This window comes from Colwellia sp. MT41 (assembly GCF_001444365.1).
GTDB classification, from domain to species: Bacteria; Pseudomonadota; Gammaproteobacteria; order Enterobacterales; family Alteromonadaceae; genus Colwellia; species Colwellia marinimaniae.
The window spans coordinates 2,005,427-2,031,946 of the sequence record NZ_CP013145.1; the positions used below are offsets into that span (position 1 = coordinate 2,005,427).

Sequence of the window (26,520 nt, forward strand, 5' to 3'; positions counted from 1 at the left end):
TAGAATAACTAATTCCGCCAAAACTACTAAAATTTTGTGCTCCTGTATCGAACTGTAGAGGATTAACTCGATATAGGTAATGCATTTACCACCCCGATTTTAGGGGGTAATTCATAATAAACGAGTTATTCTACAAGCTCGTTATGTTTTTCCAGTAATTTGAGGATTATTTATGTCTAATGAATTTGAAATAATGGCACAAAGGCACGTGTGTCCAATCTTTCTGAAAGATGAACTTGGAGGGTTTGAGTTCTCTTCAACAACTACCTTTATAAAAAGACAGAATAAGTATTTCTGCGTTTTTGCTGGTCATGCTGTTCCGAGAGGGGTTACGACATTAGAAAATATTGGAGTATTAAAAACTGATGGTACATTTGTGTCCCTAAACGACATATCTGTCAATTACTTCATAGATCGTGATAATGACTTGGTCATTTGTGAAACTCTAGCTCCATTTGAGCAGAAAAACTACTTTGATTTGGATACTGAAAGTACAAGTACAGTGTTTAAAGAAGATGGAATGGGTTGGATTGGTTTCCCAAAAAAGAAAGCTAAAGCTAAATACCATCGTACGAAAGCTTCTCCCGAACATGTTAAAGCTGATATAGACTCATTCGAGGATGGTAGGTTGAAGTGGACAAATGCAAATTATCTGCTGTTAGGTGTGGATCAAATCCGAAAGGAGGGGCACGTCGTCTCTGCATTTTTTGATGATAAAAATGTGACGTACGATAAAGATGGCTTTAAAGAGCAAGCTTACTCACTCAAAGGAATGAGTGGTGGGGCGCTCTTTCATGCCCCAAGTAGTTTTACCTCTAATCCTCAATATCTTAGTGATTATTTCAAGTTTGTCGGCATCGGACTTGAGCATCACACATCAGAGAAAACTATTAAAGGGGCGAGTTCAGAGCTTGTAAAAGAACTTATTGATGTACAGTTAGCCCAAACATAACAAGCAATTCAACAGGACACTGGCTTTTTGTTCGTGCCTCACTTATTTTAGCCAACTGCAATTTTCCGCTTAATGCGGCGTTGAGGCTGTAGAATAACTAATTCCGCCAAAACTACTAAAATTTTGTGCTCCTGTATCGAACTGTAGAGGATTAACTCGATATAGGTAATGCATTTACCACCCCGATTTTAGGGGGTAATTCATAATAAACGAGTTATTCTACAAGCTCGTTAGCAGTACTATCATATTTGTGCATCTTTCTAAAAGTTCACTTGTATGTTAACCTCCTTCTATGAAAAAAATTAATTTCTACACCGCTGAAGATGGCAAATGTCCTGTATCTGATTTTCTTGATTCACTTTCAGGAAAACAAATGCAAAAAGTTGCGTGGGTTTTTCAATTAATTGAAGATCTCGATGTGATTCCAAGTACTTATTTAAAAAAGTTAACAAATACTGATGGTATTTGGGAAGTAAGAATTTTAGTCAGTGGCAATATTTTCAGATTATTAGGCTTCTTCGACGGAGATAACCTTGTAGTGTTAAACCATGGGTTTCAAAAGAAAACTCAAAAAACACCAGCAAAAGAAATCAAAGTTGCAGAAAAACGTCGTAAAGACTATTTGTTGAGGAAAAGACCATGAGTGATTTTCAAAAATACTTAGCTAACCGAAAAAAAGTAGACTCTGAACTTGCTGATAATTACGATGAAGGTTATCAATCATTCAAATTTGGTGTTTTATTAAAAGAAGCACGTAAAGATGCAGGGTTAACTCAATTGGAACTTGCATCTAAGTTACATACTCAAAAGAGTGCAATATCTAGAATAGAGAATCACTCTGAAGATGTTAAATTATCGACATTAGAGCGTTTTGCTGCAGCATTAGGTAAAAAACTAGAAATACACCTAGTGTAACGTACTGCTAATAAATAAAGGATAGGTTGCGCGCAGCCGCAACTTGATCCTGTTGTTGAACAAGCCCGATATTGATGAGTACTCTTTATAAGTAAATAAATAAAATTGAGGTTGGCGGTGTTTTGGTGGTTTTGTTATGGGTAAACTTCAGGCCAAACTTAGCCATTATCACTAAACTGAGTTTGGTAATATCGTCACTCACCCTATATTTTCTCTTGTTGTTAAAACCCTCGGTTAGTTAATATTTAGCACGCAACAATTCCCTCTGCTTAAGCACCTCCTTGTTTTAAATCGACTGGCCACTAATAATTCGATGCCCTATTCGCATTAGAGCTAAGGTCATTATCGTCTTACAGTGAGGGCAGCAGACGCCTTTTTTATCCGATATTACGATGGGCGGCAGTACAACTTTTAGCATTAACTGTAACCAATGTAATGTTCGTTTAGCATTGCCATGTAAAAAGCCATAGTTTCGTGTTCGTCGAAAACCTCTCGGCAAGACATGTTGCAGCACTCGCCATAAAAATTCCGTCGCTGGCTCCGTTATGGTTATAAACTCCTTGGTGTTACTTTCTTGGTATTGAAACGTTACTTGGCCATTTGTCAGTGACAAGATATTTTTTTCGCTCACCACCCCACGATAAAGGTATCTGGCCAGATAGGTTAAGGCACTATCCCCTTTACCAGCATACTGACAATCACTCACCCAAGAGGTGGGTGTATTCGAGGGTAAGTAATAATGCGCATTACACATCTTTTCGATAAATTTACCTCGAAATACTTTTGCTAAGTTATTCGCGTTAAACAGGTACGTTCCCGTTTTTTTCTTCCAACACTTGTGTTTTTTATCTACACCTCCCGCAGGCACAACAAAGTGGAGATGAGGATGAAACTTCAGTTGTCGTGAGTGCGTGTGCAATACCGCGAGTAAGCCATTGACGTCACCTAAACGTTTATCACGTTTAAAAAAGGCGTCGAGGGTGTGTTTCGCGGCTTCAAACATTGCTTGATAAGCCCATTTTTGATGAGTCCAAACAAAGTGGCGCAATTGATAAGGTAAGGTGAAGGTCACCAGATAATAATCAACGGGCAATAACTTTTGTCGTTGTAAATCAAGCCAATCACTGTTGGCTTGGTGCTGGCAAGCAGGGCAATGTCGGTGACCACAGGAGGGGTATAACGTGCTATTCGCCCCGCAATTGTCACAATGATATAACATGGCTCCTGCTTGTGGTGTATGGCAGGAAATTATTTGCCTGAGCGCACGATGATGCACTGCTTGCATTGTGTGACCATACTGAGACACCAATTGGTCTTGATAGCCTTTGGCAATAGTGGCAAGTTTAATCATGAGTGTGCTCCTGCCAGTGAATATCAAGCGAGTCGACAATATCATTCAGCAGCAATTGACTATTGTGAGCGACCTCCTCAGTCATACGGGTATAAAGTGCGGTTGTTTTGGGACAAGCATGACCTAAGAATACTTGAATTGAGCGCAAACTCGCGCCACGCTCAAGCATGTGAGTAGCAATCGAATGTCGCAGGGTATGAACGTGAACATTTTTAGTGATACCACAGGCTTTAGCCACGATTTTAATGGTTTTTTGTACGCCGCCTTTATCCATCACCAGCGTTTTACCTTCGCGACTATGTGGCGGTTTACCACCAGGGAATAATAAGTTGGGATGGCGATGTGTTTTCCAGTAATGCCGCAATGCCAGTAAGGTGGCTTGTGGCAAAGGAACAAAGCGGTCTTTTTTACTTTTAGTGAAGCGCAAATGAACTTGCATCAAATGGCTGTCAATATCAGCGACCTGTAAATTTAAGGTTTCAGATAATCTTAAGCCTAAACTGTAGGTGGCTAAGTAATACACTTGGTAGCGCAATTGGCGTGTGGTATTAATAATGGCGGCTACTTCAGCTAAAGATAAAACGTCTTGAAGTGCTTGTACTTTGGGTGGTTTGACGATATCCACCCACTGCCAAGGGCGTTGTAGCACATGGGTATAGAAAAATTGAATGGCACAACGGGTGATCTTAACGTGACTCCATGACTTATGCTCAACAAGGTGCAGGAAGTAAGTTTTAAGATCCTCAATGGTTAATTGGTCCGGGCAGAGATCAAAGAACGACGCTGTTTGTCGAAGACATCGACTATAACACTCGATAGTTTTATCACTTTTTCCTTGTAAGGTCAGTTCGTTAAGGTAAGATTGAGCCAATAAATTGAAACGTGTTTGCTCAGTAATATTCATCATATACTCCTCAAAGCTGCCGACATTGCCCGCTAAGGTAAGTACAGATGATTTTATTGTATTCTGCCGCAAAGCGGCTTCGTTCAACAAGAACTTCAAACGGAAAAAATACAGTTGGCTGTTTTCACTCCGTTCAATATTTTAGCCAACTATATTTTTCCGCTTAAGTAGGCGTTATGCAAAAATACTCTGCTGTTATAATGGAGGTTTATTATGAATGATAAAATTGGAAGAAATGATCCATGTCCATGTGGTAGCGGTCATAAGTACAAGAAGTGCTGCATGCTAAAAAACGCTTCAGAATTACCAGTTACATGGTCCGATGAAGAAGGCATGCATATTATTTCTCAAGGTGTGAAACCCACTTCATCTGAAATTGATCAAATGACGAAAGAGTACCAAAATCAAATTAGAAACTCTCCAATGTGGGATGAGATGGTAAATGAATTTGGCAAAGAAAAAGCTGAAGAATTATTAAAGGAATGCAAGGCTGAGGTTAAGTGATACTGGCCTGTTTTCTATTTTAAAATTTTGCATAACAAGCACTTCAAACGGAACAAATAAGTTTCACCAGTTTAGGTTTTGGTGGTAACCGCGAATAGGTTTATCACTGTTTGGGAAACACATCAGGCTAAGATTAACAAAACCATTCGCTCTTGAAGGGTTAGTGTTGTGGCTCAAGTTCAAAGTTTGGCGTTTTAATAACGGTGTATTTAAATACGTTAAGCGTTTGATTCAACTACGGTTGCATCTAACAAGCAATTCAACGGGACACGCAACAGTTGGCCGCGCTCACTCCGTTCACAATTATGGCCAACTATTACTTAGCCCGTTAATTGGGCGTTAGGCTGTAAAGTCGGCAAGTAATATCCTTTCCCTGGCTATTACTTGGCGTTAAGTTAACTTTGTAGACTTTCAAAAAACATTAGTGAGTCAAGGCGTTTTTGGTCATTATCAATGAATTTAGGGTTAGAATTACTTCTTTTTTGTATATCAAGTAGTTCTTCGAATTTAGCTATCATGTCTATTGATTGGTTAGGATCATTTTTTATGTTGTACAATCCTTCCATATTGTTGCTAGGTCTTACCATCATTAAATATTCATGATCACTCATAAGCCCAGAATTACGAAGTTCATCACTCATTTTTTCTAATGTATTGTGAGACATATTTCTAAGATCATACTTAGCCATTATTTCAGTAGTTCGTTCTAATTTATTTTTTGTATCATTACTGATGGTTACTGTATCTGTTGTAGTACTCTTTAATGTATTTTCAAAAGGCTCTTTTTGTGCTATCGAGTTGGAAGTAAATTGAGTAATTCTTTGGTATTGAGAAGATACGTTAATATTCATGGTTATACCTCATTAATTAGTTATACGTATAATAATGCAATATTAATACCATAAAGGAAGAGTGGCGCATTGCGCGCCACTCAAATTTTATTGAATATAGAGGTTATCGTTCATGGTGTTCCAAGGTGAATTAATTGATGTAGCTTGGCGAACCCCGCCCGTATATATCCTCGAAAACAGCCGTAAAAGACAAAAGCCAGTAAAACTTCCCCAGTATTTACCCCCCCATTGATGAAAAATAAAAATCGCCAAAAACGTAAACGTTTTGATTGTTAAAAGAAAATAATCCAGTTAGAGTATTTCGATTATAAATAAAGTTAAAAAACGAGTTATTCTACAGGCTCGTTAGCTAGGCTAAAGTTTTACTGAGTAAATAAAGAGTATCGTAGCTAAAATCTTGCTCATTTGGCCATTCTACAGAGCCAAAAGCTACAGAGACTTGTTTGAAATAATTATAGTCCTGTAACTCTTTAAATATCCCCTTATCCAAAAAAGGGCTGGCATCAAAAAGTTTAATTTCATCATTATCAAATGATAATTTTAAAAAATGATTATTTGTCGCTTCGACTGTAATTACACGAGGGTTCATAATACTTACCTTATTTTAAAGGATCTATTTTAAAGACAGACTCACCATTTACTGCAAGCTCCCAGTCTGCCATTAATTCATCTTTATGAATTTCAATCCAAGCATCAACAAGTTTTTGTTTCGGTTTTGGTAATTTACCTTGGAGTAACTGGCCCGTAGGTATTTCAATGATCGCCTCATCACCTTGGAAATGAACGTGAATATGTGGCAAGTGATGTTGTTGGTTATCAAAATAATACATCCGTATTATTATTCCGTAAAACATTGAAATAGTTGGCATAGCTTTCTCAAAAGTGATTAACTATGGGTATTATACGCTAGCTAACAAGCAATTCAACAAGGACAAAAAACAGTTGGTTTTTGCTCCTGCGTCGACTATTTTAACCAACTATTATTTGCCCGTTATTTGGGCGTTAAGTTTCTCTAATTGAGGCGCTCCATCGCGGCTTTGTATACTTTTCCTCTATCACGCTTCCCAACAGAAATTACGGTGACAGTAATAACTGTATCGCTTACCTCGTAAACTAGTCTATAACCGACCTGTCTAAGTTTTATTTTGTATAATTTATTGTCACCTGAGAGCTTGGCACTTTCTATATGAGGATTTTCTAAAATGTTTGCAAGTTTTTTCTTGAACTGTAATTTAACTATTGCACCTAATTTTTTCCATTCCTTAAGTGCAGACTTTTTAAACTCCAACTCATAGGTCATTTAAACTAACCTTTACACTAGCTTCACTTTTACGCTGCTCAACAATGGCAAGTAGCTCTAAATCTTCAATATAGTCCATCATAAACTCATAAGTCTCTGCCGGTATACAATAAAATGCAGGTTCGTTTCTATTTAGCACTGCAATTGCTTCGCCGTGAGCACTAAGAGCAACCTTCATTGGATTTGCTTTAAGTTCACTAATACTTGCCGCAGCTTCAGTTAATATTCTAGTTGTCATGCTTTCACCAGTACGTTAGAGTGGTCTTTAATTAAGGCTAAGTATAAACGACGAAACTTAACAAGGCAATTAAACGGATAAATTGCAGTTGGTATTCAACCGTTCTGGTTTACAAAAAAAAACACCTTGTCTGTACCAGAGAATGTTAAAGTTATGAAGCAGTTAAGTGCATTGTACATATAACAAGGCATTTAAACGGAACTAAAACAGTGGGTTACGTTTCACTTCGCTACACATTATAACCCACTATTTTAGTCCGCTTAATGCGGCGTTAGGTAACAAAGGATAATATCTAGTATGTGGGAATATAAAATCATTGATTCAGCTAATGCAGAGAAGGGTGGCTTCCTAAAAGGTAGAACCGTTAAACAAGTAGAAGCTTACTTAAACAGCTTAGGAAAAGAGGGCTGGGAAATTATAGATATAGATTTTTAAATGGCTCCTACAATGCCCTGAGGGCCTACACATTTTCATGGCATTGCAAAACGTCCAAATAAATAGATCGTAATCTCAACAAGTTGTTACCTAATCGGGTAGCCAGAGGTATCTAACCTCCAGCCCCCACACCACCCTGCATGCGGCTCCGCCAAGTTAAGGGCCGAACATATGGCTGCGCTAGCAGCCTAAATAATTATGCACTTCAAGGTTGAATCTGCCAAACATTGAATGCATATAAATAGGAATTTGGAGTTTCATGAATAATATTTATACGATAGGCGAGCTTGAGTCGTTCCTCATTGCCATACTGGTACTTTTCATAGGCCACTTTGTCAATCGTCACATTCCATTCTTCAGGAAATACAATATCCCTGAACCAATCGTCGGCGGCCTGATTATCGCCAGCATCATCACCGTCTTACATTTCAACCATATCTCCTTCATATTTACGCTTTCTATGCAAAATACCTTGATGCTGATGTTCTTCAGCACGGTTGGCCTGGCGGCGAGTTATAAGATGTTGCTTAAGGGAGGAAGCCGGGTTTTCATCTTCCTGGGTATTGCCTCTCTCTACATCGTGATTCAGAATGCTGTGGGTGTCAGCATGGCGACGGCTCTGGGTTTAGAGCCCATTATGGGATTGGTCGCCGGTTCTATTACTCTCTCGGGAGGTCATGGCACAGGCGCTGCCTGGGCACAGACTATTTCTGAAGATTATGGTCTCAATACCTTGGAATTTGCCATGGCTGCGGCAACATTCGGCCTGGTGATGGGCGGAATTATTGGTGGGCCTGTGGCGCAAAGGCTGATCTCTAAGAATAATCTGGTTTCCTCATACGGTGCAGGTGGCAATCATCATCAGGATCATCCGGATCTGGTGACCTATGATCAGCTGGAAGAAGACCGGGTGACTGCTAAGAGCATATTGGAAACATTATTCATCTTGCTGCTATGTGTGGCAGGCTCTAAAGGAATCGGGGTGTTAATTGTCACTTTTGATATTAGCTGGCTGAAAATGCCTGATTTTGTCTACGCTCTATTTATAGGTGTGATGATCACCAATCTGACAGAGTTATCTCGTAGCTATAAGATCCACAGCGAGTGCGTCGATATCCTGGGCACCGTGTCGTTATCATTATTCCTGGCCATGGCCTTGATGAATTTGAAGTTGTGGGAAATATTGGATCTTGCCGTCCCCCTGTTAATTATTCTAGTTCTTCAAACCGTGATCCTTGCTTTCTTCGCCTATTTCGTGACCTTTCGCCTGATGGGAAGTAACTACGATGCAGCCGTTATTGCCGGAGGTCATTGTGGATTTGGCTTGGGCGCTACACCGACAGCGGTGATGAATATGGGCGCACTGGTATCGAGATCAGGTCCATCACCTCAGGCCTTTATGGTAGTCCCCATTGTCGGTGCCTTCTTCATCGATATCGTCAACGCCATCATCTTAAAAGGATACCTGGGTGTCATTGGCTAAAATGAAGCTAGCGAGGGAATATTCCTGATCGATAAGGCGAACGCAGCTCCCTTGAATTAACGAGAGTAATAGGAATAGGGAATTAACGAGGACAGTCGCTCAAAGTTGAATAATAGAAACTTCTCAACTACGGTTAATCAATGACCGTTATTGAAAGGGCTTGTCATGACAACCGCCAGAAGACAACTCATTAGTTTAGTTGACACACCTTATTACCATTGTATTTCTCGGTGTGTTCGTCGTGCCTTTTTATGTGGCGAAGATAAAAATACCGGACGTAATTTTGACCATAGGCGAGGGTGGGTTGAAGATAAACTCCTGGACTTAAGTCAAATTTTTGCTATTGATGTATGCGCCTACGCTATCATGAGTAATCACACGCATATGGTGCTGTTTATTGATGAAATCACCGCGAAATCATGGTCATCCATCGAAGTGATTGAGCGGTGGCATCAATTATTCAAAGGAACCTTACTCACGCAGCAGTATTGTCGTGGTGAAGACATTCCAGAGCACCTAATGACTTCTTTACTTGAAACGGTTGACGTATATCGGAAGCGCTTAATGGATATCAGTTGGTTTATGCGCTTACTCAACCAAGGTATTGCTATCAAAGCAAACCAAGAAGACCACTGTACAGGTCATTTCTGGGAAGGGCGTTTTAAATCTCAAGCCTTATTAGATGAAGCCGCTCTTGCCGCTTGTATGGCGTATGTTGATTTAAACCCTGTTCGAGCAAAGATTGCTAAAACACCCGAAACATCAACGTACACCAGTGTAAAAACGCGAGTAGAAAAAGCTAAAAAAGGTAAACAACCCCAAGGGTTACTGCCTTTTGTGGGCAACCCACGACAAGCAATGCCAAAAGGTTTACCGTTTGAGCTTAAGGATTACCTTGAATTAATTGAAATGACAGGGCGCTGCCTTCGTGAAGATAAAGTGGGACATATTGAGGAAAACCAACCCGCACTGCTTAGCCGTTTAAATATCAAAGCTGAAAATTGGCTAACCCTGGCAAAAGATTTCAGCAAGCTTTTTCATGGTGCTGTGGGGCACAGCGATGTATTGTCTGATTACTGTGCGCATAAAGGTTTAAAGCGGCGAACGAATGTCAGTTGTTGTGATAAACTTTTGGCGTAACAATTCAGTACCCATTACTCATCTTATTTTCTAACTACACCTCAAACCCGATGTTTTTGTCATGTCTAAAAAACAGCATTTATCCTCTTTATTTGAAGTTTTAGTAAATATTATTCGACTTTAGGATTTATAAGTAATCATTGAGCCTATTTTGAGTGGTTATGTAGCTTGTATTATCGTTTCTTTTTATGATGTTTTATAAGCGAGTGTCCTAGTTAGTTTACTAGTTAGTTTACTAGTTAATTTCGTTTCGATTATAAATAAAGTTAAAAAACGAGTTATTCTACAGGCTTGTTAGTTGCTCATCCAAGTCCGGTGACATTATAACGTTGTGGTGTTATAGTGTTGTTATTGAATAAATGGAGTCATCACTATGAGTAACTTATCTAAACGTTCGACTGTTTATTTTGAACCAGAGATACATCAAGCTTTAAAAATGCGCGCAGCCTCAGCAAACCTATCTGTTTCAGAGCTAATAGATGAAGCTGTTCGCTTACTAATGCGTGAAGACCAAGAAGATTTAGCTGCTGTATCAGAAAGAATCAATGAATCTGAAATATCTTATGAAGATTTGCTAAATGATTTGAAGTCGCATGGCAAAATATAAAATCACATTTAAAAAGTCAGTAGCTAAAGATTTACGAGTTATACCTAAAAACGATATAAAAAAGATATTAGGTAAAATTGACATTTTATCTGAGAATCCGCGAGGTGAAGGTTGTATAAAGTTATCAGACAAAGAAATCTATAGAGTTCGACAGGGATTATATCGAATAATTTACGAGATAAAAGATGGTTTACTTATTGTAAATGTTGTAAAAGTCTCCCATAGGTCACATGTGTATAAGAGCAACTAACAAGTTGCAAAGCGTTAGTTTTACGCACTAAATCAGCTGACTTTATTTGCTAGTTCAGTGTTTTCGTTAATGTTTTGTGTTTGGTTTAATCTTTGGTTTGGCAATGGAAGTGCCTTCAAATACTCACTTCTTCTTTGCCCAACCCAATTTTCGCCTTTCACGGTTTTAAGATCAAATAAGCTTTAGTTTTAAGGCTAAAATAAGGTTTAGGTGTGTAGTGCGGGTGGTGTTTTTTGACTCTTCCGTTTATCCCGTAAACATGATAACTTACTGTTAGTTCAGCGTTTTTAATATTCGGAAACTAATAAGGCAACAAGGAATATCATCACATCATGGAGTTGTTTTTAGCTATTTTATTATTTGCAGTGTCTACAAGTATCACTCCTGGACCAAATAATATAATGATCATGGCATCAGGTTTAAACCACGGAGTTAAAAGCAGTTTACCCCACCTATTGGGAATTTGCTTCGGCTTTCCCGTGATGGTCATATTGGTTGGGTTAGGAATAGGTGTATTTTTTGAAATGTATCCTTTATTTCACGAAATCATTAAAATTTTTGGTGTCATATATTTACTATATTTGTCTTGGTTAATCGCTTTATCTTCACCAACCTCATTGGACGGTAAACTTTCTAAGCCATTCAGTTTTGTTCAGGCTGCATTATTTCAATGGGTAAATCCAAAAGCATGGGTCATGGCCGTAGGGGCAGTATCAGCATATACGTCATTATCAACAGACGTATTTAATCAAGTTATCTATATAGCCTTAGCCTTTTTTGTTGTATCTTTTCCGTGTGTTGGTGTTTGGTTAGTTTTTGGATCGGGGCTTAAAAAGTACTTAAAATCGCCTAAGCACCAAAAAACATTCAATGTAGCCATGGCACTGCTGTTAATTGGTTCTGTATTACCCGTATTAAAAGAGCTTTTTGATCAATATGTTGCCTAACAAGCGATTCAAAATGACAAAAACGAGTTTGCTGTTTTTCGTTCCTAAAACATTTTAGCCAACCATTACTTAGCCTGTTATTTGGGCGTTGGTATGACCGTATGGTGGTTTATTTCTAATTATATTACTAACAAAAGGATCGACATGATAAGAAAAATAGGAATGATACTGGTAATTACTTTTGCTCTAGTTTTTGGATATTGGTATAGCTTTTTAGCTCTTGATGAAATATCAATGGAGCAAGCAGAAATAATAAAACAATATCAGTATAATTCTGAACAAGCTGTTGAGTTGATTTTAACGGAAATAGAACCACATCTATTCACTTTTACTTACAAATCATTTGATCAAAGTATTGTTAACGGTCAAATTTCATACCCTAAGAACCAAGCAGATAAATATCCTGTACTTATTGGTATTTCAGCTATGGGAAGAGGGTATCAACGATGGTGGTCTGAATCTTTTAAGGGGCGACCAACTGTGACACAAGTAAATAAAATTACGGAACTTGCTGATAAAAATGGTTATGTAGTTATTTCAATAGATGCTAGATATCATGGTAAAAGAAAAAATCCTGACAGAACTTTAAGATCTATCATGAATGATTTACACTTTTTTGGCGATAAAACTGATTATGAAGCTATGATTAAAAATACTGTAATAGATCATCGTGTCCTGTTGGACTGGGTATCACAGCAGAATAATTTAGATAAAAGTAATATTTCTGTTGTTGGCTATAGTATGGGCGGACAAATTGGTTTGATTTTAGCTAGTCTCGATCAGAGAATTAGCAAAATAATTTCTATTGTACCTCCGTATCTTGACGATAAAACCGCGCTTGTTGCACCTAAGAATTTCATATCACTTTTAAAAAACCAAGATGTATTGTTGCTTACTGCTGACGATGATGAAAATGCATCAAAAAGTGAAAACGATTTTATTTTTAAACATATATCAACGCCTAAAAAAGAAAGAATTGTTTTTTCTGGCGGTCATATATTACCTGATAATTATGTCGATAGTTTATCTAATATATTAGCAAATTAAGCAGGTGCGCCTAGCAGGGCGTTAGTTGCACGCACTAAATCAGCTGACTTTATTTGCTAGTTCAGTGTTTTCGTTAATGTTTTGTGTTTGGTTCAATCTTTGGTTTGGCAATGGAAGTGCCTCAAATACTCACTTCTTCTTGGCCCAACCCAGTTTTCGCTTTTCACGGTTGTAAGATCAAATAATCTTTAGTTTTTAAGGCTAAAAATCAGGTTTAGGTGTGTAGTGCTGGTGGTGTTTTTTGACTCTTCCGTACAACCAATAAACATGGTAACTTGTTGTTAGTTTTGCGCTTTTAAACTCCAACAACTAACAAGGCAATTCAAACGGTCAATAAAAACCACTGGTATTGCGAGTTAAATCATACTGATAACTGTGCGAAAAATTGTTATTATTTACCCTGTACTCAAACAGGTTATGCAATTAATCTATCAGTGTTAGTTGCTGATAACTTACCTATATATTGGAAAAATAACGGCAAATGAATAATAAAAATATCGCGTCAGCGAACAATAATCAAAGTTGGAATTTACTATTTTTCGCTTGGATATTAGCCACGAGTGGCACCTTAATTAGCTTGTTTTTTAGTGAAATAGTACAGTTACCTGTATGTGTCTTGTGTTGGTATCAACGTATTGCACTTTACCCTTTAGTGATCATGTTGCCTTTGGCGCTATTTCCTTTCGATGTTAAGATTATTCGCTACGCCAGTCCATTAGTTCTGTTAGGTTGGTTTGTGGCGTTATTTCATGTACTTGTTGTCGCCGGGCTTATCCCCGAAGGCGTGCAACCCTGTGTACAAGGCATACCTTGCTCTGAAACACATTTCACCTTATTGGGTTTTTTAAACATCCCAGTGATGTCATTATTAACCTTTAGCCTTATTGCCCTGTTACTCTTTCTCTCTAAAAAACAATGTACCCAGAACACTTATTAGGAATAACTATGAATAATAAAACTCTTTTTATCAGCGTCGCGGCGTTTATTGGCATTATTTTTATTGTTGGCGTGATGATGTACAAAAGCCAACAACCCTCAACAATAGCGAGTGAATACCTACCCGCATTGGAACGAATTGATGCCCCAGAAAAAGGAGGGCAACACGCTAAAGTGACTATTGTCGAGTTTTTCGATCCGGCTTGTGGTACTTGCAGTCAGTTTTACCCCTTGCTCAATAACCTAGTTAAAAAATATCAAGGTAAAGTGAAAGTTGTTATGCGTTATGCGCCGTTACACCAAGGCTCCGAAGATGTGGTTAAAATGCTGGCAGCTGCGCATCTACAAGGACAGTTTTGGCCGGCAGTTGCACTGTTATTTGCCAACCAAGAACGCTGGGTTGAAAATCATGTATCAAAACCACAACGTGCTTTATTGGCTATAAAAACCCTTGCATTAGATCATGAGCAACTCGATAAAGATTGGCAAAGCAGTACGGTTGCTAAAATTATTGCCCAAGATATAAAAGATGGACAAACCTTAAAAGTACGTGCGACACCGCAGTTCTTTGTGAATGGCAAACCATTGATTATCTTTGGCTATGACGAACTGGTTAAGTTAGTAGAAGCTGCGGTTGCTGAGGCTTATTAGTAATATTTTGCTGCTGCTCTAACTAGAGACTGCAGCAAATTTTTCGATTAAATAAGGCAAAAATTCTTCGCTCACTTTCGACAGGCTTTTATTTTCAAGGTACAAGGCATTAACAGTAAAGGTTAATGGCGGATTAAAAGAAGCAATGGCGGTGTTGTCTGATAAATTACCTTCTGCGGTAAATCGGTCTACCACACAAATGCCTGCGCCCTGAGCCACTAATCTGGCGGCAATGAAATAGGTTTGCACTTTAATTAACGATTCTAGGGTGATGTTGTCTTGCATCATTCTAGTCCAGAGTAGGTCTCCCAAAGGTCCACTGTCGCCAATATCAATATATTCAAATGCTATTAGTTGGCTCAAGCTTAACTCGCTCGGGCAGTCAGGGAAGTTTGCTTTGGGATACACTATAACTAACTCTGATTGAGCCAGCTCCATTGAGGTTATGCCAGGCATAATATTGGGCGCGAACAAAATGGCTAAATCACATTTATGCTCTAACAAGGTTTGCATTACCTCATCGTTATGTACAGTTTGCACGTTAAAGTTTACCTGAGGATGCTTTTGGTGATATTTTGCGATGGCAGTTGGAATAACATCAAAGCCTAATGCTGGACTGCAGGCTAAGCTGATTTGACCGTACTCAGATTTTTTAATGTTCTCTGCGGTATTCTTTATCGACCGCATTTGTTGGTATATTTTATCAACCTCATCAAAAAGCATTTCTGCTTCATCCGTTGGGATCAAACGTCCTTTGACCCGTTTAAATAAGTCAAAGCCGAGTTGCATCTCTGCGTGAGATAACACTTTACTGACTGAGGGCTGGGAAACGTGCAATATTTTTGCTGCATTGGTTATTGAGCCCATGGTGTAAATGGCGTGAAATATCTCAATATGTCTTAAGCGCATTTTTCTTTCCTAAGTGAGTTGAGCTAAATATTAATTTAAGCAAAAAAGTAAACGGTGAGTGTCCATAAACAGCCGGCAAGCGTTGCCGCATATATTGCCGGCACTAATTGAGATTTAACATGGTCCATTAAATCACAGCCTGTGGTCATGGCACTCAGTATGGTGGTGTCTGATATCGGTGAACATTGATCGCCAAACACGCTACCGTTAAGCACAGTGGCAAAACAAACCATCATAAAGAGCTCTGGGTTAGCAAGGCCCTGTGATTGGCAAACCGCCCAAGCTAGAGGCATAGCTAATGGAAAAGCGATCGCATAGGTGCCCCAACTGGTACCGGTAGAAAAAGCGATAACCATAGTGATTAACTGCAATAAAAGTGGCAACAGCCAAAAGGGTAGTTGTTCACCAAGCAGTGATACCAAATACAAGCCGCCACCTATTTCTTTGCTGATACTGCCAATAATAACCGCTAGCATTAAGATCACCGAAGCCAGCACCACGCCTTTTAGGCCATTACCAAAGCCATCAACAACATCAGTTAATGACATGCCTTTTATTAAGGCAATGCCAGCCGACAGTAATAACGCTGCGCCAAAAGCCCAGTTGATTTTAGGCGAGCCTAAAAATATAAAAGTGCTAACGGCAATAGTTATTAAGGTTACTAAAGGTAAGATAAATTCTAATACATGGGCGTTATATCCCGAAGGTACATCACAGGCTTGTAACTCTTTAGCACTTAACGGCCTTGCGCCTGGAGCATCTAACTGACCTGTCTTTAAGGCTCTTTGTTGAGCCTGACGAATTCGTTTACCTGAAAAAGTGGTGATATTTAAACACAATAATAAGGTGCCTATTACCGCAATAATGCCATAAAAGCTAAACGGGATACTGTTGAAAAAGAAGTTAAGTCGGTCTGCTTCTGTTGCCAAAAAGGCTACCCCAGGAACAAAAATTAACGCTTGTACGTAGGCGGGCCAAGCATTAAAAGCGATCACCAAGGCAATAGGCGAAGCCGTTGAGTCAACGATATAACTCATTTCTTCGTGGCTTACTTTGGCTTTATCAGCAAGCGGTCTGACCGTGGTACCGACTAAAACGGTACTCATAGTGCCGCCTTGGAAAAACAATAGCCCCAGCAGCCATGAAATTAGTTTGGCTGAGCGTGGCCCTTTAACAAAATGCTCGGTCATATAGTTAGCAAAAGCTTGGGCGGCACCGGTTTTAGACCAAATGCCTAATAAGCCGCCTAATAACCATAAATACAGTAACAATAGCCCAGCCGTGCTTTCTTTGGCTAAGTTGGGAATGATCACGGCATCCGTTAAATCGTATTTTCCTAACATTATTGCGCCGACTACTATGCCAGCAAACAGGGACGTTAGCGGCTCTCTAGTGAGCAGACATAAAGCAATGGTGATAAAAGCAGGCAGCAAAGACCACAGGCCAAAATGAAATGCCGGTTTAAGTAGGATTAATTGTTGCTCGTCATTTTTAACCCATTGCTGTGTTAATAGTGGCTGTAGGCTTAATTTATTTATGCTTGAATCTATGCTTAGGTTTAAGTTTTCTTGTGTGAGGGGAGATTGATGGTAAGGCACAATATCGGTAATTATGACTTCTTTGCCCTTATATTTATAGGCATCTTCACCTGACTCTGTGTGGTATGTATCATAAAGATAAGATTGCTCTAGCCAGGTTTTATCAACCGCGTTATTGACATAGAAAGCGAAAAACAACCCGAAACTAATAATAAGGAGGGCAAGACTATTATTTTTGTTCATTAATAACAGCCTACTTTGTTAATACGACTAGTGCATACCGAGGTGTTAAAGCTCTGAGTTGATGTAGACATGGCTAAAGACCTTGGTAAGTTGTTCAAGATAAAAAGGATTAAATAAGCGCTTATGAGTAAATAATATTACTCACTATTAATAGTTGAAACTAGTTCTAAGCTATAACCTTAGGTTATAGGATAAACTTCACTAGATAAAGCTGACCAGGCGTTTATTTTAACTTTTTAAATGAGCAGTGCTAATCTACTAAGGGGTTACAAATGGCAGGCTTAAATACAGCTGAATCACCAGGGCATTAGTAATATCTATAAAGAACGCGCCCACTAAAGGGACCACTAAGAATGCTTGCGGAGAGGGGCCATATCTAGCGACCAGTGATTCCATATTAGCAACCGCGGTAGGTGTTGCTCCTAAACCAAAACCACAGTGACCACCGGCAATAATGGCAGCATTATAATTTTTTCCCATGACCCTAAAGGTAATAAAATAAGCAAACATTATCAACATAAAAGTTTGCACTAAAATAATAAGGATCATGGGCAGGGCTAGGTTAGCCAATTCCCATACTTTTAGAGACATCAGGGCTAAGGCTAAAAAGATCGACAAAGCCATAGTGCCCCATAAATCAATACAAGCTCTACTGATAGTGTAGCGTTTAGAAAGCTCAGTTAAATTGGTCGCTAAGACGCCAAATAAAAGTGGCATTAAAAAGGCCGGTAAAATCACATCATTACTTTTTAACTGTAGGTAAATAACATGGCCAACCGACATACATAATAAAATAATGAATAAGGTTTCCATCATTTTTTTTGGCGTCACTAAATCATGATCTTCTGGATTAAAGGTTACCGTATCATCAAGCTCTTCATGATAACTATCGGCTTTAAGATTATAACGACTAATTAGCCTTTTACTGACTGGGCCACCAACTAAGCCACCTAACACCAAGCCCATAGTCGCTGCTGCCATAGCTAGTTCAAATACACTCGAAGGCATATTGTATTCACTAATAAATAAATCGGCATAAGTAGCGCCATTACCATGACCACCAGAGAGAGTGACAGAGCCACCAATTAAGCCCATTAAAGGATCCATGCCGGCACTGATGGCTAAGGAAACCCCCAGGGCATTTTGTAGCAGTAGGTATAAAGTCGCTACCGCTAAAAACAAGATAACTTTTGGACCACCCTTCACTAATAACGAGTAACTTGCCCCTAAGCCTACTGTGGTAAAAAATACCGTCATTAACGGGTTTTTAAAGCTCATATCAAAATTAAAGTGAATATCAAAAAAGCTATGGGCGATGGCGGCTACTATTGAAAATAGTATACCGCCGACAACGGGCTCTGGAATATTATTGTTACGTAAAAAAGCTACTTTGCTATTACAAAAATAACCTGAAAAAAGAATCATTAGCGCCACCACTAACGTTTCTAAGATGCCTATATTTAGGTCCATGATTAAACTCACTTTATAGTTATGCGCCAAGGCTAAGCTCAGTCAATAACGTATCGTTAAAGAGTGACTTTAATTAGGCTGTTTTTAGTATGAGGATTTTTGCTGACGATGGGTTACGCTCGGTTTAAAAGCGCTTACATCTTGTTTAAAACATCTTCTAGGGACTCTGCTTTTCGTATGCATGTCATTGTTAAGTCATTATCCTCACCACTGACAGTGTAAACCGCTACTCGAGGTAAGCTGTTGTAATCAAAATGATTGCTAAAGTAATAACCACCGGTGTCGTGCACCATGACATAGTCATTGAGTTCTAATTTAGGTAACTGTTGATTACTGCAAATGAGATCACCAGCAAAACAACAGGGGCCAGCAACATCGGTAGTTACTACTGCTGAGTTATCTTTTGTTTTTTCTATGCCTTCAGCGCTATAACCAGTGACTCTGATTGGCCATGATTTAGGTAAAAATGCGGTACGAGTCAGAATTTGCGCACCAGCATGGGTCGTGGCGATATGGCGTCCGCCAGCATTTTTTGTGTATTCTACCCGAGTAATAATAACGCCATTTTTTGCGACAATAGCACGGCCAAATTCAGTTTTTACCTGATACTTGTTGGTAAATAATAACGGTACTTGTGCTTTTAATACCTCTGCATAATCTTTAAAACTTGGTTTGATTACTTCCGAGCTAAAATTAACCGGTAAACCGCCACCAATATCTATACGTGTTATTTGCTGAGTACCAATGACAGCGTTTATTTCTTCGGCTAGCTCGGTAATGACCTTGATGCCATGGGCCATTAAGGTGAGTTCACAGCCTTGTGAACCAGTGTGAGTATGAATACTATTTAACCAGGGACGGGCTTTATAAATGGCAATGAGGGTTTGACGGTTATCTTTATCTAGTAGCGCATAACCAAACTTGGACGTTGTGGTCGCGGTACTGGTTGAGCCTATTTTACCACCACCAATTTGTGGATTAACACGAAAACCAATGACAGATTTACTGTCAGGAAATTCCAGCATTAGCGCATCAATGCGCGCAAGCTCTTGTAAGTTATCAATGTTAAGTGCTATGCCAGTTTTTATACAGGTACGTAAGTCTTGTAGGGTTTTTGCGGGTGAATCAAAGATGATATTTTGTGCGGTAAAACCCGCGGTAAGGGCGATTAACAGCTCGCCAGGACTCGCCACCTCCGCGCCCATACCATATTCACGTAGTGGCGCTAATACCTTAACTAAGGCATTGGCTTTTACTGCAAAGGTATGAAAAAAATTAGCGGGAAAAGCGTCATAAACATCACTAACGGTTTTTCTTAAACCGTCTAAATCCATCACGCCAATAGCGGTTAAATTATTATCGATAGCGTGTTCGTTGATAGCTGTTGTTATTATATTTTGTTTTCTGTTCATATTGGTATCTTTTTGAATGAAGGAAACATGCCACTGTTGGTATAACAGATGATTCTTTTTCGATACCCTTAAGATAAGGTAACAATATGAAAAGGGGTAATAGTTAATCTTTGTTAGGTAATAACTTGGGGTTATGCCCTTTAGTGACTTTGCCCATACTGCTAGAGAAACTGCGACTCAAAGTCCCATTTAAAATGCCACGGCAATTGCTCTTAAAGATGACCAGTTAAAAAGTACTCAGCATAAATTGCCATTAAACTTGCTACAACGTTTGGTTATACCTTAGTAAAACAAATGAATTTGCCTGTAAAAGCCGTACTAGCTACGCTTTTCTGTATAGCCATTGTATTAATAATTAATCCTTTGGCGTAGCACCTTTCCCCTGAAGGGAAGGGCTTTTATAATAACAATAAGGCAATTTATCGTGACTGTTACACCTGATTTAGAATTATGTCGTTTTATCAATGAGAACTATCATCAGGCAGATCTTTCTGTTTTTGAACGTTTTTCTCAACAAATGTTTAACAGCTTACTCAATGTTGATTTACACATGCTGTCAACATTACAGCGTTATCAAACCGCTTTTTTATTATGGCAATCCTTTGCTGGTCGTAGCGCCAATGAAAATAAAGTTATCATCAAAAATCGACGCCAACAAGGTGTCTTGGCCGAAGGCTCAGTCATACATATTATTACCGATGATAAAGCTTTTATTGTTGATTCAATTTCTGCGTTATTAAAAGCTCAGGGCTATAAAATTAATTTATTGTTACACCCTGTGGTTAATCGAAAAAAAATATATGCGCATAACACCACTACCTCATTAGGTTGTACTGATGACGAGTCGATTCTATATATTGAGCTTGCCAATCCGTTAGCGACAAATGTGATGGGCGAACTGGTCGAAACTATCCATAAGCTATTGGCTGATATAGCGAAAGTAAGTCAAGATTGGCCGTTAATGATGACTAAAAGTAAAAAAATAAGTCATCAAGCCTCTTGTTTAAGTGACCATAGCACCGAAAGGTTCTTATCGTGGCTTTGTCATCAACACTTTGTTTTTATTGGCTATAATGTTAGAACAATAGATGAGGCTGGTAACGCGGAACCAGTAACGGGCTGTTTAGGTGTTTTTCATGATGAGATTACCACCAGCAATGATGCCTTAATACTTTCATCCGCGGAGCTTAGTCGATTTATTGCTAGCAGCAATGCAATGATGGTCAGTAAGTCATTGCTAAAGTCAACGATACATAGACATGATTATCTTGATATAGTCAGTGTTAAGACGTTTTCTAAGCAAGGCGATCTGCTTGCTATTCATCAGTTTTCGGGCTTATTCACCCAAGTTGCTAATAACCTGCACCCTAATAAAATTCCTTTTATAAATGCTAAATTAACGCAGATTTTACAACTGCTTTGCTTGAAGCTAGATAGCCACGATTATCGTAATTTCATGCATATTCTCGCAGTTTTACCGAAAAGAGAGTTATATGAAAGTAGCGTTGAGCAATTACTGGTTTTAGCGCAGAGCATAGATAATCTTAACGTCAAAACTCAATCAGGCGCATTTATCAGAGAAAATGACTTTAATGGACAAGTGTCGGTGTTGGTCTTTGTTTCACAAGATGCTTTTTGTACCGATTTACGCGAAGAAATAGAGCATGAGTTAACCTCGGCTTATCAAGGTGAAATCTTATCTCGTCGTTCCATGCTTAATGATAATTACCTCGCTCAATGGCATTTCATTGTTAAAAAAGGCGAAGATCTTAGGAAAAAAATAGATATCTCGACGCTTATCGCTAGCATTGAAAGAAAAATACAAAGCTGGAGTGAAAATTTAAATACACTAATCAGCCAGTTATGGCGTGGCAAACAAGCGACTCAGTTGCTGGAAAAATATAAGGGCGCTTTTTCTAAAAGCTATCGAGAGCATTTTACCGCTAAACAAGCCATCAGAGCGATAAAAAATCTAGAGCGTTTAACGATTAAAAATCCCTATCAATTTGAAATTTATCGGTCAGCACAAGGTAAAGGCAATGAGCTTACCTTAAATATTTATACCTTAGGGCATAGCATTGCCTTGAGTGACTCTATTCCTATTTTAGAGCAGTTTGACTTTAGACCCTTGGATGAATTTAGTTTCAAAATGAACTTAGCTAAGACTAACGCCAATAGCCAGGGGGGTAATAATAGTTATAATCAAGCAACTAGTGGCACCCGTAGCAATATTTATAGCTATACCCTTGAGTATCCCAAGAGTGATGCAGATATTGGTGCTTTAAAAATTAATTTAGAACAAGCACTCGCGCAAGTTTGGGCCGGTAAAATTGAAAGTGATGGCTATAACAAGTTATTACTGGCTGCTCATCTCAACATTAGGCAAATTGTTATTATCCGCGCCTATGGCAAATACCTACGTCAATTAGGTCTGGGTTACTCTGAAGAGTACTACCAACAAGCCTTGAGCCATTACCCTGATATTGTTCACGGATTAATTAACTTATTTGAAACACGATTTACGTTAAGTGATCAAAGTATTGCTCAACGCGAAGCAGACGCTGAGGTCATCAAAGCTGAGTTATTAGCAAGTCTCACTACGGTGATAAAAATAGACCACGACAGAATTCTGCGTAACTTTATTGCGGCTATTTCGGCAACGATAAGAACGAATTTTTATCAAGTCTCACCAAGCGGTGAGCCTAAACACTATTGCGCTTTTAAAATTCGCAGTGGTGAAATTGATGATGCGCCAGAGCCTAGGCCTTATGTTGAAATCTTTGTCTATTCACCACAAGTTGAAGGTGTGCATTTACGGTTTGGCCCTGTCTCTCGAGGAGGTTTGCGCTGGTCTGATAGGCAAGAAGACTTTAGAACTGAAATTTTGGGATTAGTTAAGGCCCAACAAGTTAAAAATGTCGTTATAGTGCCACAAGGCGCTAAAGGCGGCTTTGTACCTAAGCAATTGCCGGTTAACGGCTCACGCGAAAGTATTCTTAACGAAGGCATTAGCTGTTATAAGGTGTTTATCTCTGCCTTATTAGATCTAACCGACAATAATTCCGCTGACGGTATAGTTAAACCGAAAGACGTGGTTTGTTTTGATGGTGATGATAGCTATTTAGTTGTTGCTGCGGATAAGGGCACGGCAACCTTTTCAGATATTGCTAATGCTCTTGCTGATGATTATGGCTTTTGGTTAGGCGATGCTTTTGCCTCGGGCGGCAGTGTTGGCTATGACCATAAAAAAATGGGTATTACCGCCAAAGGTGCTTGGGTGTCAGTACAGCGACACTTTAGCGAGATGGCTATTGATGTTCAACAAGATGAAATCAGTGTTATAGGTATCGGTGATATGTCTGGAGATGTCTTTGGTAATGGCATGTTATCTTCAAAAACTATAAAACTAGTGGCGGCCTTTGATCATCGCGATATATTTATCGACCCAACACCTAACAGCGCTTTGAGTTATGTTGAACGCAGCAGACTTTATCAGCTGGAACGCTCTTCATGGCAAGATTACGATAAAGCGTTAATGTCTGCCGGTGGTGGGGTTTTTAGCCGCTCGGTCAAGCATATTGAGTTAACACCACAAATAAAACAGTTACTGAATATTGATAGCAAGGTTAAACAGTTATCACCGAATGACTTAATCCGTCATGTTTTACTCTGCCAGGCGGATTTACTCTGGTTTGGCGGCATAGGCACTTATGTCAAAGCCAGTAGTGAAATGAATACTGAAGTAGGGGATAAGGCTAACGATCTGTTACGGGTTAATGGCAATGAATTACAGTGTAAAGTGATTGCTGAAGGAGGCAATTTAGGTTGCAGCCAATTGGCCAGAATAGAGTTTGCCAAAGGCGGCGGTAAAATAAATACCGATGCGGTTGATAACTCCGCTGGCGTTAATTGTTCCGACGCGGAAGTAAATATAAAAATATTGCTTAATGGCATAGTCGATAAGCAAAACATGACTAAAACGGAACGTAATAGCCTATTAGGCAGTATGACAGACGAAGTTGCTGCTATGGTGTTGCGTAATAATTATTATCAAGCGCAAGCGTTAAGCATTGATGAAGCGAATAGCCAATCTCATTTCGATAGTTTTACCCGTTTAAGCCAATACTTGGTCAATAGTGTCGGTCTAAATCGGGAGTTAGAATACTTACCCGATGATGAAGAGTTACAAGCGAGAAGTGTTGCTCAACAAGGGCTAACTCGGCCTGAGTTGGCCGTGTTGATGGCCTATTCTAAAATGGATGTCCATGATGCTTTATTACGAGAAAAACAATTAATAACCGATAGTTATTTCGAAAAGTACTTATTATCGGCATTTCCTGCAGTTTTAGCGCAAGAATACCAACAAGACATTCTAAATCATCCCTTAGGCAAGTTTCATTTACAACCTGATACCATGTCTGGCTGTGTTGATTCGCCCCTTGCGGTTGAAGGTGTTTGTGCCGACAAAGGCAGTACTGGTCGAGATCTCCGTTTTGATCGCGGTACCACACGACCACTATCTTCTGATGTTAAAAGACTTAACTTTTACACCCATTTTACCCATGAACTTACCGAAGATTTAGAGTTGTTTGCCGAAGGAATTTATTACCAAGCGGAACTTTCAAATCAATCCGAGCAAAACCATGGTGGTAGTAAACATCAATTTACCGTTGGCGCTGATGCTTTCTATAACCCTTTTGGCGAAGAAGTGATTGTGCGTAAATATCGCCCCGTTGATGTTGGACCAAGAACCGTTGTTGTTGATGATAGCAGCTTTAGAGTGCTTGCTGGCTTAAGAGGTTATATGGCGGATTGGGATTGGGAAAGTGCGGCTTTTTATAGTGCAGCTGAAACTAACGATAGCAGTACCCGTGTTGATGTAAATGCCTTTGCTGCCGCAGTTAACAGTACCGATAAAAACACTGCCTATAATATTTTTGGTGGTGCAGATGTCAATAACCCAAATACTATCGGCAATGTACCGTTAGTGCCTTCGTCAATTAGCGACCTATTTATGGTTAATTCCCATGTCGACTCAAAAACTAGCTTAGCTTCTATTGATTTTAAGGCTTCTAATAGTGAAATTTTTGAAATGCCAGCAGGAGATGCCGGCCTAGCGGTAGGTATTGAGTTTCGTCGTGAAACCTATTCAAGTGACAGAGACCAGTATGTAGATGGCAGTAGACCTTTTACCGATGCCTATGGTGTGGTTAATGACAGTTCTTTATACGGCAGTAGTGCCACCTCAGATGCCAGTGCAAGTCGTAATATTGGCTCAGTCTTTGCGGAAGTGATTTTGCCATTACTTGACAGTGGTGAGCAGTATGCAGAAGTGCAACTTGCCGCACGTTATGAAAACTTCTCCGATGCTGGCGATGCCTTAAAGCCTAAAGTTGCTTTCTTCTATAAACCGACCAACTGGCTTAGTTTACGCGCCTCTTATGCCGGTGGTTTTAAAGTACCGGGTTTACAGCAAAGTGCTGATAATAGCAGTATGCCACGTCGTAGTAGTAAATATGATCCGGTACTTGATGATAGTTATGCCATTATTGACAACCGTCTAGGTAATTCAAATCTTGAGTCAGAAGACAGCGTGAATACTTCTTTTGGTATCATCTTTGAACCGACCGACAACTTAACCTTCACCATAGACGCTTGGAATATTGAGCAAGAAAACCTAGTTTTCCTAACACCTTATGACACCGTAATTGCCTATGATTATATCCTACAACAACAAGGCTCAAGTGAGCCTACGGTAATTCGTGGTACTGATGGTACCGTTAGCGAAGTACGAAACAAATATAAAAATGCTTCCAAGCAAGAGCTGGCGGGTATTGATTTTGGCATAGTATATGATTTTGAAACGGCCATTGGTGACTTTGAATTTAACGTTAATGCTGCGTATTTATCTAAGTATGAGGTTTCTGTTGATGAAATTTCAGCCAAGGTACTTGCCGCACAAGAAGATTTAGCAACATACCCTAACCTTGAGAAGGTCACAGTTAAAGGGGTAGGCGATCAAATCTTACAAGATGGTAGCCCAGAATGGCGCGCTAAAAGCTCACTCAACTGGCGATTTAATGGTTGGGGCGCGGGTGTTAGTCTAAATTATGTTAGTGAATTTATTGATACCAGCACGGACGTAAAAATTGATGATGAAAAAGTATTTTTACCTATAGATAGCTTCACTACTATTGATGTGTATGGCTCTTATAGATTCTCAGAAGGTACTATGTTAGAGGGTTCGTATGTAAGAATAGGCGTTCGAAATATCGGTGATGAAGAGCCGCCAGTAGCCGATAATTATTGGCATGGTTACTCGGGTGATTATCATTCAAACCGTGGTCGTTACTTGTACATGAATCTGAGCAAAACTTTTTAGTCGAGCCATATTAATTTAAGCCTTTATTAATTTAAGCCTTTATTCATTATAAGTA

The 26,520-nt window shown here is 39.2% G+C and carries 25 protein-coding genes; 14 read left to right on the forward strand and 11 right to left on the reverse strand.

All coding sequences use genetic code 11. From position 1 onward, the window contains the following. Nucleotides 1-172: 172 nt before the first annotated feature. From CMT41_RS08585 to CMT41_RS08595, 3 genes are all read left to right on the forward strand, one after another. Nucleotides 173-952: a hypothetical protein gene (locus CMT41_RS08585; protein ID WP_058027031.1), complete on the forward strand. Its 780-nt coding sequence runs from the start codon at nt 173-175 to the stop codon at nt 950-952. A gap of 292 nt (nt 953-1,244) precedes the next feature. Next, on the forward strand, nt 1,245-1,595 hold the full coding sequence (locus CMT41_RS08590) for a type II toxin-antitoxin system RelE/ParE family toxin (protein ID WP_058027032.1): 351 nt from the start codon (nt 1,245-1,247) through the stop codon (nt 1,593-1,595). Then, nucleotides 1,592-1,867 carry a helix-turn-helix domain-containing protein gene (locus tag CMT41_RS08595; RefSeq protein WP_058027033.1) on the forward strand — a complete coding sequence of 92 codons (276 nt, stop codon included), beginning with the start codon at nt 1,592-1,594 and terminating at the stop codon, nt 1,865-1,867. Before CMT41_RS08590 ends, CMT41_RS08595 begins: the two co-directional genes overlap by 4 nt. 286 nt (nt 1,868-2,153) lie before the next feature. Here the strand turns inward: CMT41_RS08595 and CMT41_RS08600 are convergent, their stop codons facing one another. Both CMT41_RS08600 and CMT41_RS08605 read right to left on the reverse strand, forming a co-directional pair. After that, entirely contained in the window at nt 2,154-3,218 is a 1,065-nt protein-coding gene (locus CMT41_RS08600) for an IS91 family transposase (RefSeq protein WP_058027034.1), read from the reverse strand. Continuing rightward, nucleotides 3,211-4,194 (reverse strand): tyrosine-type recombinase/integrase, encoded by a 984-nt coding sequence (locus CMT41_RS08605; RefSeq protein ID WP_232300044.1) that lies wholly within the window; start codon nt 4,192-4,194, stop codon nt 3,211-3,213. The genes CMT41_RS08600 and CMT41_RS08605 overlap by 8 nt, the downstream gene beginning before the upstream one ends. 141 nt (nt 4,195-4,335) lie before the next feature. On the opposite strand from CMT41_RS08605, the gene CMT41_RS19370 reads away from it, so the two are divergent. Then, nucleotides 4,336-4,626, forward strand: a complete 291-nt coding sequence (locus tag CMT41_RS19370; RefSeq protein ID WP_057183207.1) for an SEC-C metal-binding domain-containing protein — start codon at nt 4,336-4,338, stop codon at nt 4,624-4,626. Between the two features lie 395 nt (nt 4,627-5,021). On the opposite strand, the gene CMT41_RS08615 is transcribed toward CMT41_RS19370, so the two are convergent. The 5 genes from CMT41_RS08615 to CMT41_RS08635 all read right to left on the reverse strand — a co-directional run bounded on the left by CMT41_RS08615 (nt 5,022) and on the right by CMT41_RS08635 (nt 7,015). Then, nucleotides 5,022-5,477: a hypothetical protein gene (locus CMT41_RS08615; protein WP_058027035.1), complete on the reverse strand. Its 456-nt coding sequence runs from the start codon at nt 5,475-5,477 to the stop codon at nt 5,022-5,024. Nucleotides 5,478-5,826: 349 nt separating this feature from the next. Beyond that, nucleotides 5,827-6,066 (reverse strand): DUF2442 domain-containing protein, encoded by a 240-nt coding sequence (locus tag CMT41_RS08620; protein WP_057180917.1) that lies wholly within the window; start codon nt 6,064-6,066, stop codon nt 5,827-5,829. A gap of 10 nt (nt 6,067-6,076) precedes the next feature. Continuing rightward, nucleotides 6,077-6,346 carry a DUF4160 domain-containing protein gene (locus CMT41_RS08625; RefSeq protein ID WP_057180918.1) on the reverse strand — a complete coding sequence of 90 codons (270 nt, stop codon included), beginning with the start codon at nt 6,344-6,346 and terminating at the stop codon, nt 6,077-6,079. A gap of 143 nt (nt 6,347-6,489) precedes the next feature. Continuing rightward, on the reverse strand, nt 6,490-6,777 hold the full coding sequence (locus tag CMT41_RS08630) for a type II toxin-antitoxin system RelE family toxin (protein ID WP_058027036.1): 288 nt from the start codon (nt 6,775-6,777) through the stop codon (nt 6,490-6,492). After that, nucleotides 6,767-7,015, reverse strand: a complete 249-nt coding sequence (locus CMT41_RS08635) for a type II toxin-antitoxin system Phd/YefM family antitoxin (RefSeq protein ID WP_057180920.1) — start codon at nt 7,013-7,015, stop codon at nt 6,767-6,769. Before CMT41_RS08635 ends, CMT41_RS08630 begins: the two co-directional genes overlap by 11 nt. 297 nt (nt 7,016-7,312) lie before the next feature. On the opposite strand from CMT41_RS08635, the gene CMT41_RS19070 reads away from it, so the two are divergent. From CMT41_RS19070 to CMT41_RS08675, 9 genes are all read left to right on the forward strand, one after another. Then, a complete protein-coding gene (locus CMT41_RS19070; RefSeq protein WP_143760135.1) occupies nt 7,313-7,450 on the forward strand; it encodes a DUF4177 domain-containing protein in 138 nt (45 codons plus the stop codon). 259 nt (nt 7,451-7,709) lie between these two features. Continuing rightward, nucleotides 7,710-8,933, forward strand: a complete 1,224-nt coding sequence (gltS, locus tag CMT41_RS08640) for a sodium/glutamate symporter (protein ID WP_058027037.1) — start codon at nt 7,710-7,712, stop codon at nt 8,931-8,933. 165 nt (nt 8,934-9,098) lie between these two features. Then, the gene (locus CMT41_RS08645) at nt 9,099-10,073 is read left to right on the forward strand and encodes a transposase (RefSeq protein WP_058027038.1); all 975 of its coding nucleotides are present in this window, start codon (nt 9,099-9,101) and stop codon (nt 10,071-10,073) included. Between the two features lie 373 nt (nt 10,074-10,446). Continuing rightward, nucleotides 10,447-10,680, forward strand: a complete 234-nt coding sequence (locus CMT41_RS08650; RefSeq protein ID WP_057180923.1) for a ribbon-helix-helix domain-containing protein — start codon at nt 10,447-10,449, stop codon at nt 10,678-10,680. Next, the gene (locus CMT41_RS08655; protein WP_057180924.1) at nt 10,667-10,930 is read left to right on the forward strand and encodes a type II toxin-antitoxin system RelE family toxin; all 264 of its coding nucleotides are present in this window, start codon (nt 10,667-10,669) and stop codon (nt 10,928-10,930) included. The genes CMT41_RS08650 and CMT41_RS08655 overlap by 14 nt, the downstream gene beginning before the upstream one ends. A 332-nt stretch (nt 10,931-11,262) precedes the next feature. Beyond that, on the forward strand, nt 11,263-11,877 hold the full coding sequence (locus tag CMT41_RS08660; protein ID WP_057180925.1) for a LysE family translocator: 615 nt from the start codon (nt 11,263-11,265) through the stop codon (nt 11,875-11,877). 144 nt (nt 11,878-12,021) lie between these two features. Continuing rightward, nucleotides 12,022-12,924: an alpha/beta hydrolase gene (locus CMT41_RS08665; RefSeq protein ID WP_198149796.1), complete on the forward strand. Its 903-nt coding sequence runs from the start codon at nt 12,022-12,024 to the stop codon at nt 12,922-12,924. Between the two features lie 481 nt (nt 12,925-13,405). Beyond that, the gene (locus CMT41_RS08670; RefSeq protein ID WP_058027040.1) at nt 13,406-13,861 is read left to right on the forward strand and encodes a disulfide bond formation protein B; all 456 of its coding nucleotides are present in this window, start codon (nt 13,406-13,408) and stop codon (nt 13,859-13,861) included. Between the two features lie 8 nt (nt 13,862-13,869). Continuing rightward, on the forward strand, nt 13,870-14,511 hold the full coding sequence (locus CMT41_RS08675; RefSeq protein WP_058027041.1) for a DsbA family protein: 642 nt from the start codon (nt 13,870-13,872) through the stop codon (nt 14,509-14,511). Between the two features lie 18 nt (nt 14,512-14,529). Here the strand turns inward: CMT41_RS08675 and CMT41_RS08680 are convergent, their stop codons facing one another. The 4 genes from CMT41_RS08680 to CMT41_RS08695 all read right to left on the reverse strand — a co-directional run bounded on the left by CMT41_RS08680 (nt 14,530) and on the right by CMT41_RS08695 (nt 20,083). Further along, nucleotides 14,530-15,420, reverse strand: coding sequence for a LysR family transcriptional regulator (locus CMT41_RS08680; RefSeq protein ID WP_058027042.1), 891 nt, complete (start codon nt 15,418-15,420; stop codon nt 14,530-14,532). Nucleotides 15,421-15,455: 35 nt separating this feature from the next. Further along, entirely contained in the window at nt 15,456-17,201 is a 1,746-nt protein-coding gene (locus CMT41_RS08685) for a Na+/H+ antiporter NhaC family protein (protein ID WP_058027043.1), read from the reverse strand. 258 nt (nt 17,202-17,459) lie between these two features. Then, nucleotides 17,460-18,671, reverse strand: a complete 1,212-nt coding sequence (gene gltS, locus CMT41_RS08690; RefSeq protein ID WP_058027044.1) for a sodium/glutamate symporter — start codon at nt 18,669-18,671, stop codon at nt 17,460-17,462. 134 nt (nt 18,672-18,805) lie between these two features. After that, nucleotides 18,806-20,083, reverse strand: coding sequence for a diaminopimelate decarboxylase (locus CMT41_RS08695; RefSeq protein WP_058027045.1), 1,278 nt, complete (start codon nt 20,081-20,083; stop codon nt 18,806-18,808). Nucleotides 20,084-20,507: 424 nt separating this feature from the next. Between CMT41_RS08695 and CMT41_RS19515 the strand changes: the two genes are divergently transcribed. Then, nucleotides 20,508-26,465 (forward strand): TonB-dependent receptor domain-containing protein, encoded by a 5,958-nt coding sequence (locus CMT41_RS19515; protein ID WP_083494248.1) that lies wholly within the window; start codon nt 20,508-20,510, stop codon nt 26,463-26,465. Nucleotides 26,466-26,520: the final 55 nt, after the last annotated feature.